General features: G+C 51.3%; 16 protein-coding genes and 3 pseudogenes. 13 read left to right on the top strand and 6 right to left on the bottom strand.

The features are described 5' to 3' along the window. The first annotated feature begins 81 nt into the window (after window positions 1–81). The 5 genes and pseudogenes from glpA to FEK42_RS01170 all read left to right on the top strand — a co-directional run. The gene (glpA, locus tag FEK42_RS01190) at window positions 82–1,710 is read left to right on the top strand and encodes an anaerobic glycerol-3-phosphate dehydrogenase subunit A (protein ID WP_135492834.1); all 1,629 of its coding nucleotides are present in this window, start codon (window positions 82–84) and stop codon (window positions 1,708–1,710) included. After that, window positions 1,700–2,956: a glycerol-3-phosphate dehydrogenase subunit GlpB gene (gene glpB / locus FEK42_RS01185; protein ID WP_135492835.1), complete on the top strand. Its 1,257-nt coding sequence runs from the start codon at window positions 1,700–1,702 to the stop codon at window positions 2,954–2,956. Before glpA ends, glpB begins: the two co-directional genes overlap by 11 nt. After that, on the top strand, window positions 2,956–4,146 hold the full coding sequence (gene glpC / locus FEK42_RS01180; RefSeq protein WP_135407434.1) for an anaerobic glycerol-3-phosphate dehydrogenase subunit GlpC: 1,191 nt from the start codon (window positions 2,956–2,958) through the stop codon (window positions 4,144–4,146). The genes glpB and glpC overlap by 1 nt, the downstream gene beginning before the upstream one ends. 193 nt (window positions 4,147–4,339) lie before the next feature. After that, on the top strand, window positions 4,340–5,239 hold the full coding sequence (locus FEK42_RS01175; RefSeq protein WP_135492836.1) for an ISNCY family transposase: 900 nt from the start codon (window positions 4,340–4,342) through the stop codon (window positions 5,237–5,239). Further along, window positions 5,240–5,449 (top strand): annotated as a pseudogene (locus FEK42_RS01170) (hypothetical protein); the annotation flags it as partial. Between the two features lie 42 nt (window positions 5,450–5,491). Here FEK42_RS01170 and FEK42_RS01165 read toward each other — a convergent pair. The 4 genes and pseudogenes from FEK42_RS01165 to FEK42_RS01150 all read right to left on the bottom strand — a co-directional run. Continuing rightward, window positions 5,492–5,692 (bottom strand): annotated as a pseudogene (locus tag FEK42_RS01165) (aldolase/citrate lyase family protein); the annotation flags it as partial. Continuing rightward, a pseudogene (locus tag FEK42_RS01160) lies at window positions 5,691–5,840 on the bottom strand (helix-turn-helix domain-containing protein); the annotation flags it as partial. The pseudogenes FEK42_RS01160 and FEK42_RS01165, both read right to left, overlap by 2 nt. A gap of 216 nt (window positions 5,841–6,056) precedes the next feature. Beyond that, window positions 6,057–7,259: a nicotinamide mononucleotide deamidase-related protein YfaY gene (locus tag FEK42_RS01155; protein WP_138211709.1), complete on the bottom strand. Its 1,203-nt coding sequence runs from the start codon at window positions 7,257–7,259 to the stop codon at window positions 6,057–6,059. A gap of 99 nt (window positions 7,260–7,358) precedes the next feature. Continuing rightward, window positions 7,359–7,901: a YfaZ family outer membrane protein gene (locus FEK42_RS01150; RefSeq protein WP_135492837.1), complete on the bottom strand. Its 543-nt coding sequence runs from the start codon at window positions 7,899–7,901 to the stop codon at window positions 7,359–7,361. Between the two features lie 279 nt (window positions 7,902–8,180). Here FEK42_RS01150 and nudI point away from each other — a divergent pair, with 279 nt between their 5' ends. After that, window positions 8,181–8,606, top strand: a complete 426-nt coding sequence (nudI, locus tag FEK42_RS01145; RefSeq protein ID WP_130207172.1) for a nucleoside triphosphatase NudI — start codon at window positions 8,181–8,183, stop codon at window positions 8,604–8,606. Window positions 8,607–8,644: 38 nt separating this feature from the next. Here the strand turns inward: nudI and ais are convergent, their stop codons facing one another. Next, on the bottom strand, window positions 8,645–9,247 hold the full coding sequence (gene ais, locus FEK42_RS01140) for a lipopolysaccharide core heptose(II)-phosphate phosphatase Ais (RefSeq protein WP_130260545.1): 603 nt from the start codon (window positions 9,245–9,247) through the stop codon (window positions 8,645–8,647). Between the two features lie 318 nt (window positions 9,248–9,565). Between ais and arnB the strand changes: the two genes are divergently transcribed. Genes arnB through arnF form a run of 7 tightly spaced genes read left to right on the top strand, consistent with a single transcriptional unit; the run spans window position 9,566 to window position 16,916 of the window. Further along, on the top strand, window positions 9,566–10,705 hold the full coding sequence (arnB, locus tag FEK42_RS01135) for a UDP-4-amino-4-deoxy-L-arabinose aminotransferase (RefSeq protein ID WP_130260546.1): 1,140 nt from the start codon (window positions 9,566–9,568) through the stop codon (window positions 10,703–10,705). A 3-nt stretch (window positions 10,706–10,708) separates the two neighbouring features. Continuing rightward, the gene (gene arnC / locus FEK42_RS01130) at window positions 10,709–11,677 is read left to right on the top strand and encodes an undecaprenyl-phosphate 4-deoxy-4-formamido-L-arabinose transferase (RefSeq protein ID WP_130257477.1); all 969 of its coding nucleotides are present in this window, start codon (window positions 10,709–10,711) and stop codon (window positions 11,675–11,677) included. Next, complete coding sequence (gene arnA / locus FEK42_RS01125; RefSeq protein WP_135492838.1) at window positions 11,677–13,659, top strand: bifunctional UDP-4-amino-4-deoxy-L-arabinose formyltransferase/UDP-glucuronic acid oxidase ArnA; 1,983 nt, start codon at window positions 11,677–11,679, stop codon at window positions 13,657–13,659. The genes arnC and arnA overlap by 1 nt, the downstream gene beginning before the upstream one ends. Further along, window positions 13,656–14,549 carry a 4-deoxy-4-formamido-L-arabinose-phosphoundecaprenol deformylase gene (gene arnD, locus FEK42_RS01120; RefSeq protein ID WP_130207178.1) on the top strand — a complete coding sequence of 298 codons (894 nt, stop codon included), beginning with the start codon at window positions 13,656–13,658 and terminating at the stop codon, window positions 14,547–14,549. Before arnA ends, arnD begins: the two co-directional genes overlap by 4 nt. Then, window positions 14,546–16,198 carry a lipid IV(A) 4-amino-4-deoxy-L-arabinosyltransferase gene (gene arnT / locus FEK42_RS01115; RefSeq protein ID WP_138211708.1) on the top strand — a complete coding sequence of 551 codons (1,653 nt, stop codon included), beginning with the start codon at window positions 14,546–14,548 and terminating at the stop codon, window positions 16,196–16,198. The genes arnD and arnT overlap by 4 nt, the downstream gene beginning before the upstream one ends. Beyond that, entirely contained in the window at window positions 16,195–16,530 is a 336-nt protein-coding gene (gene arnE / locus FEK42_RS01110) for a 4-amino-4-deoxy-L-arabinose-phosphoundecaprenol flippase subunit ArnE (RefSeq protein ID WP_130207182.1), read from the top strand. Before arnT ends, arnE begins: the two co-directional genes overlap by 4 nt. Next, complete coding sequence (gene arnF / locus FEK42_RS01105; RefSeq protein ID WP_130260549.1) at window positions 16,530–16,916, top strand: 4-amino-4-deoxy-L-arabinose-phosphoundecaprenol flippase subunit ArnF; 387 nt, start codon at window positions 16,530–16,532, stop codon at window positions 16,914–16,916. The genes arnE and arnF overlap by 1 nt, the downstream gene beginning before the upstream one ends. On the opposite strand, the gene pmrD is transcribed toward arnF, so the two are convergent. Beyond that, on the bottom strand, window positions 16,913–17,176 hold the full coding sequence (gene pmrD / locus FEK42_RS01100) for a signal transduction protein PmrD (RefSeq protein WP_130260550.1): 264 nt from the start codon (window positions 17,174–17,176) through the stop codon (window positions 16,913–16,915). The genes arnF and pmrD overlap by 4 nt on opposite strands. Window position 17,177 lies beyond the last annotated feature (1 nt).

The raw sequence follows: 17,177 nt of genomic DNA, 5'->3' as shown, positions 1-17,177 counted from the left end.
ATGAGCGATTATGCGCGAAATCAAACAATCTATGTTTTTTCTGTGGCTAAATGAGACAAAACGAACTTTTGAGGGATAACAATGAAAACTCGCGATTCGCAAACAAGTGACGTGATTATCATTGGCGGCGGCGCAACGGGAGCCGGGATTGCCCGCGACTGTGCCCTGCGCGGGCTGAAAGTGATTTTGGTTGAACGCCACGACATCGCAACGGGAGCCACCGGGCGTAACCACGGTCTGCTGCACAGCGGCGCACGCTATGCGGTTACCGATGCGGAATCGGCCCGCGAATGTATTAGTGAAAACCAGATTTTAAAACGCATTGCGCGTCACTGTGTCGAACCAACCAACGGCCTGTTTATCACCCTGCCGGAAGATGATCTCTCCTTCCAGGCGACTTTTATTCGTGCTTGCGAAGAGGCTGGAATCAGTGCTGAAGCCATTGATCCGCAGCAAGCACGCATTATCGAACCTTCCGTTAACCCGGCACTGATTGGCGCGGTAAAAGTTCCGGATGGCACCGTTGACCCATTCCGGCTGACCGCAGCGAACATGCTCGATGCAAAAGAACATGGTGCCGTTATCCTTACCGCTCATGAAGTCACGGGACTAATTCGTGAAGGCGCGACGGTGTGCGGTGTTCGTGTACGTAATCATCTCACCGGCGAAACTCAGGCACTCCATGCGCCAGTGGTGGTTAACGCTGCTGGGATCTGGGGGCAACATATTGCCGAATATGCCGATCTACGCATTCGCATGTTCCCAGCGAAAGGATCGCTGCTGATCATGGACCACCGCATTAATCAGCATGTGATCAACCGCTGCCGTAAACCTTCCGACGCCGATATTCTGGTGCCTGGCGATACCATTTCGCTGATTGGCACCACCTCTTTACGCATTAATTACGATGAGATAGACGACAACCGAGTGACGGCAGAAGAAGTGGATATTCTGCTGCGTGAAGGGGAAAAACTGGCCCCCGTTATGGCGAAAACGCGCATTTTGCGGGCCTACTCTGGCGTGCGCCCGTTGGTTGCCAGCGATGACGACCCGAGCGGCCGTAACGTCAGTCGTGGCATCGTGCTGCTCGACCATGCCGAACGCGATGGTCTGGACGGATTTATCACCATCACCGGCGGCAAACTGATGACCTATCGTCTGATGGCGGAATGGGCTACGGATGCCGTCTGCCGCAAGCTGGGCAACACGCGCCCCTGTACGACCGCCGATCTGGCACTTCCTGGTTCACAGGAACCTGCTGAAGTCACCTTACGTAAAGTCATTTCCCTTCCTGCCCCACTACGCGGCTCTGCGGTTTACCGTCATGGCGATCGCACGCCAGCATGGTTAAGCGAAGGCCGTTTGCGCCGCAGCCTGGTTTGTGAGTGTGAAGCCGTTACCGCTGGCGAAGTACAGTACGCGGTAGAAAATCTAAACGTGAATAGCCTGTTAGATTTACGCCGTCGCACCCGTGTGGGGATGGGCACCTGCCAGGGCGAGCTCTGCGCCTGCCGCGCCGCCGGGCTGCTGCAACGCTTTAACGTCACCACCTCCGCACAATCTATCGAACAACTTTCCACTTTCCTTAACGAACGCTGGAAAGGTGTGCAGCCCATTGCATGGGGAGACGCATTGCGCGAAAGCGAATTTACCCGCTGGGTTTATCAGGGACTGTGTGGTCTGGAGAAGGAGCAGAAAGATGCGATTTGATACTGTCATTATGGGCGGCGGTCTTGCCGGATTACTCTGCGGCCTGCGATTGCAAAAACACGGTCTGCGCTGTGCCATTGTCACCCGTGGACAGAGCGCTCTGCATTTCTCATCCGGATCGCTGGACTTACTGAGCCACCTGCCAGACGGTCAGCCGGTGGCAGACATTCATGCAGGGCTGGAGTCCTTGTGCCATCAGGCACCTGTCCACCCTTACAGTCTTCTCGGCCCACAACGCGTACTGGATCTCGCTTGTCAGGCGCAGACATTAATTGCGGAAAGCGGCGCGCAATTGCAGGGCAGCGTGGAACTGGCCCATCAGCGCGTTACCCCGCTCGGCACTTTGCGTTCGACCTGGTTAAGTTCGCCAGAAGTTCCCGTCTGGCCGCTACCCGCGAAGAAGATATGTGTAGTGGGGATAAGCGGTCTGATGGATTTTCAGGCACATCTTGCGGCGGCTTCGTTGCGCGAACTGGATCTTTCGGTTGAAACTGCTGAAATTGAACTGCCGGAACTGGATGTGTTACGCAATAACGCCACCGAGTTTCGCGCGGTGAATATCGCCCGTTTCCTTGATAACGAAGAAAACTGGCCGCTGTTAATTGATGCACTAATCCCTGTCGCCAATACCTGTGAAATGATCCTGATGCCCGCCTGCTTCGGCCTGGCCGATGACAAACTGTGGCGCTGGCTGAATGAAAAACTACCTTGCTCACTGATGCTTTTGCCAACGCTGCCGCCTTCCGTGCTGGGTATTCGTCTGCAAAACCAGTTACAGCGCCAGTTTGTACGCCAGGGCGGCGTGTGGATGCCGGGCGATGAAGTGAAAAAAGTCACCTGTAAAAACGGCGTGGTGAGTGAAATCTGGACCCGCAATCACGCCGACATCCCGCTGCGTCCACGTTTCGCGGTTCTCGCCAGCGGCAGTTTCTTTAGCGGCGGGCTGGTGGCAGAACGCGACGGCATTCGTGAGCCGATTCTCGGCCTTGATGTACTGCAAACCCCCACGCGGGGTGAGTGGTATAGAAGTGACTTTTTTGCTGCGCAACCGTGGCAACAGTTCGGCGTAACCACTGACGAGGCGCTACGCCCGTCACAGGCTGGTCAAACAGTAGAGAACTTGTTTGCCATCGGTTCGGTGCTGGGCGGATTTGATCCCATCGCCCAGGGATGCGGCGGCGGTGTCTGTGCCGTCAGTGCTTTACATGCCGCTCAACAGATTGCCCAACGCGCAGGAGGCCAATAATGAACGATACCAGCTTCGAAAATTGCATTAAGTGCACCGTCTGCACCACCGCCTGCCCGGTGAGCCGGGTGAATCCCGGCTATCCAGGGCCAAAACAAGCCGGGCCGGATGGCGAGCGTCTGCGTCTGAAAGATGGCGCACTGTATGACGAGGCGCTGAAATATTGCATCAACTGCAAACGTTGCGAAGTCGCCTGCCCGTCCGATGTGAAGATTGGCGATATCATCCAGCGCGCACGAGCGAAATATGACACCACGCGTCCCTCGCTGCGTAACTTCGTTTTAAGTCATACCGATCTGATGGGCAGCGTTTCCACGCCGTTCGCGCCAATCGTCAACACCGCAACTTCACTGAAACCGGTGCGGCAACTGCTTGATGCGGCGTTAAAAATCGATCATCGCCGCACGCTACCGAAATACTCCTTCGGCACGTTCCGTCGCTGGTATCGCAGCGTAGCGGCCCAGCAAGCGCAGTATAAAGACCAGGTCGCCTTTTTCCACGGCTGCTTCGTCAACTACAACCATCCGCAACTGGGTAAAGATTTAATTAAAGTGCTCAACGCGATGGGAACGGGAGTGCAATTACTCAGCAAAGAAAAATGCTGCGGTGTACCACTGATCGCCAACGGCTTTACCGATAAAGCACGTAAACAGGCAATTACGAATGTAGAGTCGATCCGCGAAGCTGTGGGAGTAAAAGGCATTCCGGTGATTGCCACCTCCTCAACCTGTACATTTGCCCTGCGCGACGAATACCCGGAAGTGCTGAATGTCGACAACAAAGGCTTGCGCGATCATATTGAACTGGCGACCCGCTGGCTGTGGCGCAAGCTGGACGAAGGCAAAACGTTACCGCTGAAACCGCTGCCGCTGAAAGTGGTTTATCACACTCCGTGCCATATGGAAAAAATGGGCTGGACGCTCTACACCCTGGAACTGTTGCGTAAGATCCCAGGGCTTGAGCTGACAGTGCTGGATTCCCAGTGCTGCGGTATTGCGGGTACTTACGGTTTCAAAAAAGAGAACTATCCCACCTCACAAGCCATCGGCGCACCACTGTTCCGCCAGATAGAAGAGAGCGGCGCAGATCTGGTCGTTACCGACTGCGAAACCTGCAAATGGCAGATTGAGATGTCCACAAGCCTTCGCTGCGAACATCCGATCACACTGTTGGCAAAAGCGCTGGCTTAAGCGCCCTTCTGATGCCCGATGAGTTCATGGCTTATCGGGCATTTTTGCGTGCACGGTTCCGGACCCAATGTATGCGTTGCATCGCAGTAAAAATACTTCTGAAAACGTCTCGCAAAGGCTAAAACTGGCAGATGCCATCGGCCTGCGATCCCCGTAATGTCCCGTCATCATAAAAATCAGGTGACGGACAACCATGACCGAATCAACAACCTCCTCCCCGCATGATGCGGTGTTTAAAACCTTTATGTTCTCACCCGAAACTGCGCGGGATTTTCTGGAAATACATCTGCCGGAACCGCTGAGAAAACTTTGCAATCTGCAAACTTTAAGGCTGGAGCCCACCAGTTTTATTGAAAAAAGTTTACGCGCTTACTACTCGGATGTTTTGTGGTCGGTAGAAACCACCGACGGCGAAGGTTATATCTACTGCGTGATTGAGCATCAGAGTACTGCGGAAAAAAACATGGCCTTTCGACTGATGCGTTATGCCACTGCCGTCATGCAGCGCCATCTGGACAAAGGCTATGACAGAGTCCCTCTGGTAGTGCCAATGCTGTTTTATCACGGCGAAACCTCACCCTACCCATATTCACTTAACTGGCTGGATGAATTTGACGACCCGCAGCTTGCCCGGCAGTTGTACACCGAAGCTTTTCCGTTGGTGGATATCACCATCGTACCTGACGATGAGATCATGCAACATCGGCGTATAGCTCTGCTGGAACTGATTCAAAAGCATATTCGCGAGCGCGATTTAATCGGTCTGGTCGACAGGATCACCACGCTTTTGGTTAGGGGCTTCACTAATGACAGCCAGGTGCAAACGCTGTTTAATTATCTACTGCAATGCGGCGATACCTCCCGTTTCACCCGCTTTATTCAGGAGATTGCCGAACGTTCACCACTACAAAAGGAGAGATTGATGACTATTGCTGAACGGCTGCGGCAGGAAGGACACCAAATTGGCTGGCAGGAGGGCATGCATGAACAAGCCATTAAAATTGCTTTGCGCATGCTGGAACAGGGCTTTGAACGTGAGATTGTGCTGGCGACAACCCAACTCACTGATGCTGATATTCCGAACTGTCATTAAAAGGAGAGATTGATGACTATTGCTGAACGGCTACGGCAGGAAGGGCACCAAATTGGCTGGCAGCAAGGTAAATTAGAAGGTTTGCAGGAAGGCATGCATGAACAAGCCATTAAAATTGCCTTGCGAATGCTGGAACAGGGCATCGATCGTGACCTGGTACTCGCAACCACCCAGCTAAACGAAGCCGATCTGACAGTGAAAAACCACTAACTAACATACCGGCCCACAGGTAATCCCTATGGGCCGTTGATATTAATAACTTCCTGTTATGCGTGGCCCATTTTTGCCTGATTTAAATATCGCCAGTCGTTGATCCAGGGCATCGCTATAGAGCATCGTGTCAACGCCAACAGCGACAAAGTTCGCTCCCCACGCCAAACATTGCTGCGCCATATCAGGAGCCACAGCCAGAAAACCAGCCGCTTTACCCGCAGCGCGGATCCGATGAATGCTTAAGTTCGTTAAGCAGCAGATAGGCCGTGCTTTTCGGGATCCCCAATGTGTCAATGATCGTTGCAGCACTACAAGGGCCAATGCGGGCAATCAGATTGAGAATATCAATAGCCCGTGTCAGGGCGGGTACTTTGCTTGATTCCAACATACTGGACTCCAGTCTTAGATACTGGAATCAGTCTCGTCGCTCAGGGTGAGTAAAATTGTGAAGCGCATCAAATCCCGTTTCTCGTCCAGCGGACTGGAGAAATTACGCACAAATTTGTGAATCAGCGCACGGATTTTTTCTTATTGAGTACAACAGGTTGGACAAATTTGCGGGAGGGGAATGTGCCGGTGCAGTAAACCGGCACAGAATGACTGATCAGACGGATAAGGTCATGGACTCAACAACCTCAATCCAGCCGTGCTCGCTGGCGATGTCCTGACTGTTCAGCCAACGGCGCAGCATATTCAACGCCATCATTGCACACACTTCCTGACGAATAGCCAGACTGTAGCGCGTAATGCTGAAATGTACGCGCAGAGCATAAGTGCCGTCCGGCGTGGCTAGCGCAAAGTTGAGATATTCGTTCTCGAACCCCGAAACAGCCAGTGCCAGCCCGGCAAAATGGTTGGCCCGCCGTTCTGTAATCCAGTGCGCGGTTTGTGCCAGAGTCTCTTCCTGTGAAGGAACCACTTCACACGCCAGCAATGGCGCACCTGCGCGAGAAAGTTGCAAAGCCAATAAACCACCGGTGAATTGCTCACTCAACGTCAGGCTGAACTGGCGGTTTTGCAATTCGCGACTGATCTGCGCGGGCAGTCCTTCGGTGCCTTCGTAAATCACGCTCTGTCCGGCAACACGTTTAACGTCCAGCCACAGTTTTTCCATCGCCTGTTGCTCGCTTGCCGGTCCGGTCAGCTTCAGTTCAATTATCGGCATCGAGGAGCGATAGCCCATTGTTACGCCCGGCGGCAGTTGTAGAGTGTCCAGGCTTTGTGCCAGATCGCTTTCCGAACGACCAAAGGTAGTCAAACGCAGACAAACCGGCGGCTGCGGTAAAGAAAAACGCTCGCGCAGGCGCGGCAGGATTTCGTGCTCGACCATCACCTTAAATTCTGACGGTACGCCGGGGGTAAAGAACATCAGGCAACGATTAAGCTGCACGGCAAAACCACAGGCGGTGCCTACGGGGTTATTGATGAACTCGGCACTCGCTGGCAATTCTGCCTGTTTACGGTTGCTCGGCGCCATCACGCGACCACGTTCGCGGAAATAACGTTCCATCTCTTTAAGCCAGGCTTCATGTAGCACCAGACCTTCACCTTTTGCTGTCGCAGCAGCGAGCGCGCTTAAATCATCGCTGGTTGGCCCCAGTCCGCCGTTGACGATCAGCACATCGGCGTGCTGACTGCGCTCTCGAAGAATGGTGACTAAATCTTCAAGGTTATCGCCTACCGTATTACGGCGAGATAGCGGCAAGCCCTGATGAAAGAAAAAGTCGGCCAGCCAGGCTGCATTCGTGTCAACGATTTGCCCGTGTAACACCTCATCCCCGGTGGATAGCATTTCCACTTTTAACATGGTTATCTCCTGCTTTTGTTATCGAATCACTATAACGCAAAGGGAGATAAGGCGTAGTAAGAAACTGAATGGCGCGACAGAACGCCGCGCCGGAAGGTATCAGAAGCTGGCGTTAACCCCGACATAAGGGCCGTCAGCCACGGCATTATCGCGATTGCCGTCTTTCCCCGACAGGTTCAGATAACGGTAGCCTGCCTCAATACTGACTGGACGCATAACGGTATAACGCGCGCCAGCATTCGCTTCTTCATAACTTTGAATACCGCTGGAGAGCGAATCCGGAGAGTAATAATACTCGCCAAACAGACGGAAGCTGTCGCCAATTTGCCACTGCAAACCACCACCGACTGCTGCCGCGTAGCCTTCATCGCCGTAATTCGGGTTGGTATAAACACCTTTCCCACCTACAGTTGCCATTAACGGCCCCAGAGGAAGATTCAGGCCCAACCCCACGCCCGCGACATCACCGTCGTCGTCGTTATGTGTCCAGTTACCGCTTAACGCCAGTCCCGTAGACTCGGTCCCGAAACCGACGCCAATATTGGTGTATTCCTTACCTGCCTGGCCGCTGATGCTTATCGCATTTGCCGATGCAGAAACCAACAGCATTCCAGCCAGAACTGGTAGCGCAAATTTTTTCATTTTTACCTTTTTCCGCAAGAAGATAATCAACATTCCCCAAAGCTGCGGGATTGTACTGCCTGACGCAGAGGATTCAATGCGTGAAAAAAGCGATCTGCTAACTTATTGTAACTAAATACGTCTTTAATAATTTAACGCCGAAAAAATAAACATGATTTACGTTATAAACCAAAATAATAATCAGCGCAGTTATCATCGCAAAAGAGACTAATGTCACTTTCGCATATTTCTGAGTTGCCGTATTCTCTTGGTTTATTTTCGATTATAAGGAACATCCCTGTGCGACAACGGACTATTGTTTGCCCTTTGATTCAAAATGATGGTGCTTATCTGCTATGCAAAATGGCTGACGATCGCGGCGTTTTCCCGGGTCAATGGGCGCTTTCGGGTGGTGGCGTGGAACCTGGCGAACGTATTGAAGAAGCATTACGCCGTGAAATCAGAGAAGAGTTAGGCGAGCAACTGATTCTTACCGACATCACTCCGTGGACTTTCAGCGATGACATTCGCACTAAGACATATGCAGATGGTCGTAAGGAAGAGATTTATATGATTTACCTGATCTTTGATTGTGTTTCTGCCAACCGTGAAGTGAAAATAAACGAAGAGTTTCAGGAATACGCGTGGGTAAAACCTGAAGATCTGGCGCAATACGATTTGAATGTTGCGACCAAGAAAACATTACGTTTGAAGGGTCTTCTGTGATAGTGATGACAGCCATTACTGGCTGTCAGATTCAAAGATCAGTGATTGACAAATTCCCCATCCAGTAAAACTTTACCGTTTTCCACATGCATCACCAGTCCATCCAGATAATCTGGTTTAAATGTCACGTTACGTTTATCTTTCGCGATATACGTCAGACAGTGATTGTGGGTGAAGATAACAATATTTTTATCAGGCGCTTTACTTTGTAAGTCTTTAATTGCGCTATAAATCTCATTACTACATTGTAGCAGTCGTTTATCTACCGTCAGTTTTTTGCCCGCAGAAAACCAGGTTGCCGACTGAATAGTCCGAACGGTATTACTGGAATAAAGATCGAAATCAGGGATATCTGCGCTGAAGGCTTTGCCCAGTTCACGCGCATCCTGAGAGCCATTTACCGTAATACCTGTTTTGTCTGACAAGCATTGATTGGAGGAACGATCGCAGCGTTCTCCATGGCGAAACAGAACCACCACCGGATGCTGCTGCGCCAGCCTGGCCAACGTTTTATTGTCGATTCGTGGTAACCCATTGCTACTCCAGGCTGCATGACTACCCAACCCGGCAATTACAGCAAGCACCAGTAAAATGAAGATATATTTTTTAGACTTCATCGAAGTCCGACAAAAAGCTAACACTTAAGCTCCACCTATAGACACGCGTAGCCAGCTAAATGACCGTGAAAAAAAATAACATTTTCACCGGAAAATAGGGGCTGGGGATAGTATTAAAACATTACGATGCACGCAAAATGCCTTAAATCTTGTCAAATGAAAAGCCTGAAAAAGATAAAAAAACGAAAAAAACTAATATTTAAGTACTATATTAGTTCCTTAAGGTTAAATTAATATTCTACCCTTAGAATTTTACGCCAAATGGCAAAATACATATAACGCTCCCTATAACCAATATTAGTGAATAGATGGGAAAAGTATTCAATGGCCGAAGGAATAATAATGTCAGATTTTTTGCCCTTTTCACGTCCGGCAATGGGTGTGGAAGAACTCGCTGCGGTTAAAGATGTTCTCGAATCTGGATGGATCACCACAGGTCCGAAGAATCAGGCGCTTGAACAAGCCTTTTGCCAGTTGACGGGAAACCAACATGCCATCGCGGTCAGTTCAGCCACAGCCGGAATGCATATTACGCTGATGGCGCTGGAGATAGGTGCTGGCGATGAAGTGATCACGCCTTCTCTGACCTGGGTATCAACTCTTAATATGATTTCTTTGTTGGGCGCTACGCCGGTAATGGTAGATGTCGATCGCGATATGCTGATGGTCACGCCTGAAGCGATCGAAGCAGCCATTACGCCGCGTACCAAAGCCATCATTCCAGTGCATTATGCCGGTGCGCCAGCAGATATTGACGCCATTCGCGCCATTGGCGAACGTTACGGTATCGCGGTTATTGAAGATGCCGCCCATGCCGTCGGTACGTATTACAAAGGCCGACATATTGGTGCGAAAGGTACTGCTATTTTTTCGTTTCACGCCATCAAAAATATTACCTGTGCAGAAGGCGGCCTGATTGTTACTGATGATGAAAACCTCGCCCGCCAGCTACGGATGCTGAAATTTCATGGTCTGGGCGTCGATGCATATGACAGACAAACCTGGGGCCGTGCACCGCAGGCAGAAGTATTAACGCCAGGCTATAAGTACAATCTGACCGATATTAACGCCGCGATTGCCCTGACACAGTTAGCCAAATTAGAGCAACTCAACACCCGTCGTCGGGAAATTGCCCTGCAATATCAGCAAGCACTGGCAGCTCTCCCGTTCCAGCCTTTAAGCCTTCCCGCATGGCCGCACATTCACGCCTGGCATCTGTTTATTATTCGTGTTGATGAACAACGTTGTGGTATCAGCCGCGATGCGTTGATGGAAGCGTTAAAAGAAAAAGGCATAGGCACCGGGTTACATTTCCGCGCCGCTCACACGCAAAAATATTATCGCGAGCGTTTTCCCACACTGTCGTTACCGAATACCGAATGGAACAGCGAACGCATCTGTTCGTTGCCGCTTTTTCCAGATATGACCACCGCCGATGCCGACCGCGTCATCGCTGCCCTTCAGCAACTCGCAGGACAATAAGCCATGTTTGAAATCCACCCTGTTAAGAAAGTCTCGGTGGTTATTCCCGTCTATAACGAGCAGGAAAGCTTACCGGAATTAATCAGGCGCACCACCGCAGCCTGTGAATCGCTGGGGAAAGAGTATGAGATCCTGCTGATTGATGACGGCAGTAGCGATAATTCCGCACAAATGCTCGTCGATGCCTCACAAGCAGAGGGCAGCCACATCGTGTCTATTTTGCTTAATCGTAATTACGGACAGCATTCAGCGATCATGGCAGGTTTCAGCCACGTTACCGGCGACTTAATTATTACCCTCGATGCCGATCTCCAGAATCCGCCAGAGGAGATCCCCCGTCTGGTAGAAAAAGCCGATGAAGGTTACGACGTAGTGGGTACTGTGCGCCAGAATCGCCAGGATACCTGGTTTCGTAAAACGGCATCGAAGATGATTAATCGACTTATTCAGCGCACCACCGGCAAAGCGATGGGCGACTATGGCTGTATGTTACGCGCCTATCGCCGTCATATTATCGATGCCATGTTGCACTGCCATGAACGCAGCACCTTTATCCCGATTCTGGCGAATATCTTCGCTCGCCGCGCCATTGAAATTCCGGTGCATCATGCCGAGCGTGAGTATGGCGAATCTAAATACAGCTTTATGCGCCTGATTAATTTGATGTACGACCTGGTGACCTGCCTCACGACCACACCGCTACGTATGCTGAGTCTTCTCGGCAGCGTGATTGCGATTGGGGGTTTCAGCATTGCGGTACTGCTGGTGATTTTACGCCTGACCTTCGGACCACAATGGGCCGCGGAAGGCGTCTTTATGCTATTTGCCGTGCTGTTTACTTTTATTGGCGCTCAGTTTATCGGCATGGGATTGCTCGGTGAATATATTGGCAGGATCTACACCGATGTCCGCGCCCGCCCCCGCTATTTTGTTCAGCAAGTTATCCGTCCATCCAGCAAGGAAAATGAATAATGAAAACCGTCGTTTTTGCCTACCACGATATGGGATGCCTCGGTATTGAAGCCCTGCTGGCTGCCGGTTACGAAATTAGCGCCATTTTTACCCATACTGATAATCCTGGCGAAAAAGCCTTTTATGGTTCGGTCGCTCGCCTGGCGGCGGAAAGAGGCATTCCGGTTTACGCGCCGGATAACATTAATCATCCGCTGTGGGTGGAACGCATTGCCCAACTGTCACCAGAGGTGATTTTCTCTTTTTATTATCGCCATCTCATTAGCGATGAGATTTTGCAGCTCGCTCCCGCAGGTGCATTTAATCTGCATGGTTCGCTGTTACCAAAATATCGTGGTCGCGCGCCGCTGAACTGGGTGCTGGTGAACGGTGAAACGGAAACGGGCGTTACATTGCACCGAATGGTTAAACGTGCCGATGCCGGGGCCATTGTTGCCCAACTGCGCGTTGCCATTGCGCCAGATGATATCGCCATTACGCTGCATCATAAATTGTGCCATGCCGCGCGTCAGTTGCTGGAACAGACGTTACCCGCCATTAAACACGGTAAGATTCTGGAAATAGCCCAACGCGAGAACGAAGCCACCTGTTTTGGTCGCAGAACACCAGAAGACAGCTTCCTCGAGTGGCACAAACCGGCAGCCGTATTGCATAACATGGTCCGCGCCGTCGCCGATCCGTGGCCGGGTGCCTTCAGCTATGTTGGTAATCAAAAATTTACCGTCTGGTCGTCACGCGTACATCCTCATACATCCGCAGCGCAGCCGGGAAGCGTGAATTCTGTTGCGCCGTTGCTGATTGCCTGTGGCGATGGCGCGCTGGAAATCGTCACCGGACAAGCGGGCGACGGCATTACTATGCAGGGCTCACAATTAGCGCAGACACTGGGCCTGGTGCAAGGTTCACGCTTGAATAGCCAGCCTGCCTGTGCCGCCCGACGCCGTACCCGGGTACTCATCCTCGGGGTGAATGGCTTTATCGGTAACCATTTGACAGAACGCCTGCTGCGCGAAGATCACTATGAAGTTTACGGTCTGGATATTGGCAGCGACGCGATAAGCCGTTTTCTGAATCATCCGCATTTTCATTTTGTTGAAGGCGATATCAGCATTCATTCCGAATGGATTGAGTATCACGTCAAAAAATGTGATGTCGTGTTGCCGCTGGTGGCGATAGCTACGCCGATTGAATATACCCGCAACCCGCTACGCGTATTTGAACTCGATTTTGAAGAGAATCTGCGCATTATCCGTTATTGCGTGAAGTACCGTAAGCGAATCATCTTCCCGTCGACTTCAGAAGTTTATGGGATGTGTAGCGATAAATACTTCGATGAGGACCATTCTAATTTAATCGTCGGCCCGGTGAATAAACCACGCTGGATTTATTCAGTATCAAAACAATTACTTGATCGGGTGATCTGGGCCTATGGCGAAAAAGAGGGGTTGCAGTTCACCCTCTTCCGCCCGTTTAACTGGATGGGGCCACGACTGGATAACCTTAATGCGGCGCGAATTGGTAGCTCACGCGCTATTACGCAACTCATTCTCAATCTGGTGGAAGGTTCACCGATTAAGCTGATTGATGGCGGAAAACAAAAACGCTGCTTTACTGATATTCGCGATGGAATCGAAGCGTTATACCGCATTATCGAAAATGCGGGAAATCGCTGCGACGGCGAAATTATCAACATTGGCAATCCTGATAACGAAGCGAGTATTGAAGAGCTCGGCGAGATGCTGCTGGCGAGCTTCGAAAAACATCCGCTGCGCCATCACTTCCCACCGTTTGCGGGCTTTCGCGTGGTAGAAAGTAGCAGCTACTACGGCAAAGGATATCAGGACGTAGAGCATCGTAAACCGAGCATCCGCAATGCCCGCCGTTGCCTCGGCTGGGAACCGAAAATTGATATGCAGGAAACCATCGATGAGACGCTGGATTTCTTCCTGCGCACTGTCGATCTTACGGATAAGTCATCATGACCAAAGTAGGTTTACGTATTGATGTCGATACTTTTCGTGGCACCCGCGAAGGGGTGCCACGTCTGCTGGAAACCTTAAGTAAGCATAATATTCAGGCCAGCATTTTTTTCAGCGTCGGCCCGGACAATATGGGCCGCCATCTCTGGCGACTGGTGAAGCCCCAGTTTTTGTGGAAGATGCTGCGCTCAAACGCGGCATCGCTTTATGGCTGGGATATTTTACTGGCAGGTACGGCATGGCCAGGAAAAGAGATTGGTCATGCCAATGCCGATATCATTCGTGAAGCGGCTAAATACCACGAAGTCGGCCTGCACGCCTGGGATCACCACGCCTGGCAAGCCCATAGCGGCAACTGGGATCGGCAAACAATGGTCGATGATATTGCCCGCGGCCTTCGCACCCTGGAAGAGATTATCGGCCAACCGATAACCTGCTCCGCTGCCGCTGGCTGGCGTGCCGACCAACAGGTGATCGAAGCAAAAGAAGCGTTCCATTTGCGCTACAACAGCGATTGTCGTGGGGCGATGCCGTTTCGTCCCTTGCTCGAATCAGGAAAACCTGGCACTGCACAAATTCCAGTGACATTACCTACCTGGGATGAAGTGATTGGCCGGGATGTGAAAGCGCAAGATTTTAACGGCTGGCTACTCAACCGCATCCTGCGAGATAAAGGGACGCCGGTTTATACCATCCATGCTGAAGTTGAAGGTTGTGCTTATCATCCTGATTTTGTTGATCTCCTGAAGCGTGCCGCCCGTGAAGGCATTACTTTTTGTCCATTAGGCGAGCTGCTGCCGGAGACGTTGCCGCTCGGACATGTGGTGCGTGGAAGAATCGCTGGACGTGAAGGCTGGCTGGGTTGCCAACAAGTTGCGGGAACTCGTCCATGAAATCCATTCGCTATTACGCCGCATTATTTGCGTTTATTACCGTCTATTATCTCTTACCGATTAATTATCGCCTGCTCTGGCAACCTGATGAAACGCGGTATGCGGAAATCAGTCGGGAAATGCTGGCTTCCGGCGACTGGATTGTGCCCCATCTGTTAGGGCTACGTTATTTCGAAAAACCGATTGCCGGATACTGGATTAACAGTATTGGGCAATGGCTGTTTGGCGCGAATAACTTTGGTGTGCGAGCAGGTGTTATCTTTGCGACTCTGTTAACCGCCGCGCTGGTGACCTGGTTTACTCTGCGCTTATGGCGCGATAAACGTCTGGCACTACTCGCCGCTGTGATTTATCTCTCGCTGCTTATTGTCTACGCCATCGGCACTTACGCCGTGCTCGATCCGTTTATTGCATTCTGGCTGGTGGCGGGAATGTGTAGCTTCTGGTTGGCAATGGATGCGCAAACGTGGAAAGGCAAAAGCGCGGGATTTTTACTGCTGGGAATCACCTGCGGTATGGGGGTAATGACCAAAGGTTTTCTCGCCCTCGCCGTGCCGGTATTAAGCGTGCTGCCATGGGTGGCGACGCAAAAACGCTGGAAAGATTTCTTTATTTACGGCTGGCTGGCAATCATCAGTTGTGTACTGACGGTTCTCCCCTGGGGGTTAGCAATAGCGCAACGGGAGCCTGACTTCTGGCACTATTTTTTCTGGATTGAGCATATTCAACGCTTTGCGATGGATGATGCCCAACATAAAGCCCCGTTCTGGTACTACTTGCCTATCATCATTGCCGGTAGCCTGCCATGGCTGGGATTACTCCCCGGTGCGCTGCGTTCTGGCTGGAAAAACCGCAACCATTCCGCAACCGTCTATCTCTTGAGCTGGACGGTGATGCCACTGCTGTTTTTCTCCGTCGCTAAAGGCAAGCTGCCGACCTATATTCTTTCCTGCTTTGCGCCTCTGGCAATACTGGTGGCGTATTACGCGTTGCAGGCAGCAAAAAATAATCCTCTGGCGTTGCGGATTAATGGCTGGATCAATATCGCATTTGGCGTCACTGGCATTATTGCCACGTTTATCGTTTCGCCCTGGGGCCCCATGGGCACACCCGTCTGGCAGGCTTTCGAAATCTATAAGGTCTTTTGCGCATGGTCGATTTTTTCGCTGTGGGCATTTTTCGGCTGGTATACGTTAACGAACGTGGAAAAAAACTGGCCCTTTGCGGCGCTTTGTCCGTTGGGGCTGGCGTTGCTCGTGGGTATTGCGATCCCCGATAGAGTCATGGAAGGCAAACATCCGCAATTTTTTGTCGAGATGACGCAAGAATCACTCCAGCCGAGCCGCTATATTCTTACGGATAGCGTCGGTGTTGCCGCAGGTCTGGCATGGAGTCTGCAACGCGATGACATCATCATGTATCGCCAGACGGGGGAGTTGAAATATGGCCTCAATTATCCGGATGCGAAAGGCAGATTTGTCAGCGGTGATGATTTCGCCAGCTGGCTTACTCAACATCGCCAGGAGGGGATTATTACTCTCGTGCTTTCGGTAGACCGCGATGAGGATATCAACAGCCTTGCCATTCCACCTGCAGATGCTATCGATCATCAGGGGCGTCTGGTGCTCATTCAGTATCGGCCCAAATGATCTGGCTGATTTTAGTCTTTGCCAGCCTGCTTAGCGTAGCCGGGCAGCTCTGCCAGAAACAGGCAACTCGCTTTGTGGCAATAAGTAAACGGCGCAAACATATTGCACTGTGGCTGGCGCTGGCATTGATGTGTCTGGGGCTGGCAATGGTGCTCTGGCTGCTGGTATTACAGAACGTGCCGGTAGGCATTGCCTATCCAATGTTGAGCCTGAATTTTGTCTGGGTGACGCTGGCAGCAGTAAAACTGTGGCACGAACCAGTGTCTTTTCGTCACTGGTGTGGGGTGGCCTTCATTATTGGCGGCATTGTGATTCTCGGGAGTACGGTGTAATGGGCCTGATGTGGGGATTATTCAGCGTCATTATTGCTTCTGCTGCGCAATTAAGCCTCGGTTTTGCGGCGAATCATCTACCGCCGATGACGCAATTATGGAATTTTATCGCGGCGCTTTTTACTTTTGATTTCGGTGCCCGGATGCTGGTCGTCGGCCTGGTTGGCTATCTGATCTCCGTTTTTTGCTGGTATAAGGCGTTGCATCGGCTGGCACTCAGCAAAGCCTATGCCTTACTGAGTATGAGTTATGTACTGGTATGGATTGCATCAATGGTACTTCCCGGCTGGGAAGGGACCTTCTCGTTGAAGGCTATGCTGGGCGTAGCCTGTATTATGGGTGGATTAACGCTGATTTTTCTACCAGCAGCAAAACAACGCTGCTAACTTTTGCAGCCAGACTGACATTGTCGCCCCCATTCTTCAACACTATAACTGCTCGCCGAAATGACTTTCACCGTGCGCTGTTTTTCCCGGTTGATGCAATAAAGCGCATCCTGTAGCGGAGAAAGCAGGTCACCTGATTTAACGCTAAAGTCAGTTTGCACTTCGGCAATCATTTTTATCGTGCCGCCAGTATCACAAAGCTTCAGTACATGTCTGTTGTCTTGTTTATCGCTGCATGATTTTTTAACCAGCCATTCCATT

The organism is Escherichia sp. E2748 (genome assembly GCF_005781125.1).
GTDB lineage: Bacteria > Pseudomonadota > Gammaproteobacteria > Enterobacterales > Enterobacteriaceae > Escherichia.
The sequence above is the reverse complement of the archived record's forward strand: the minus strand, read 5'-3'. Positions and strand labels throughout refer to the sequence as shown.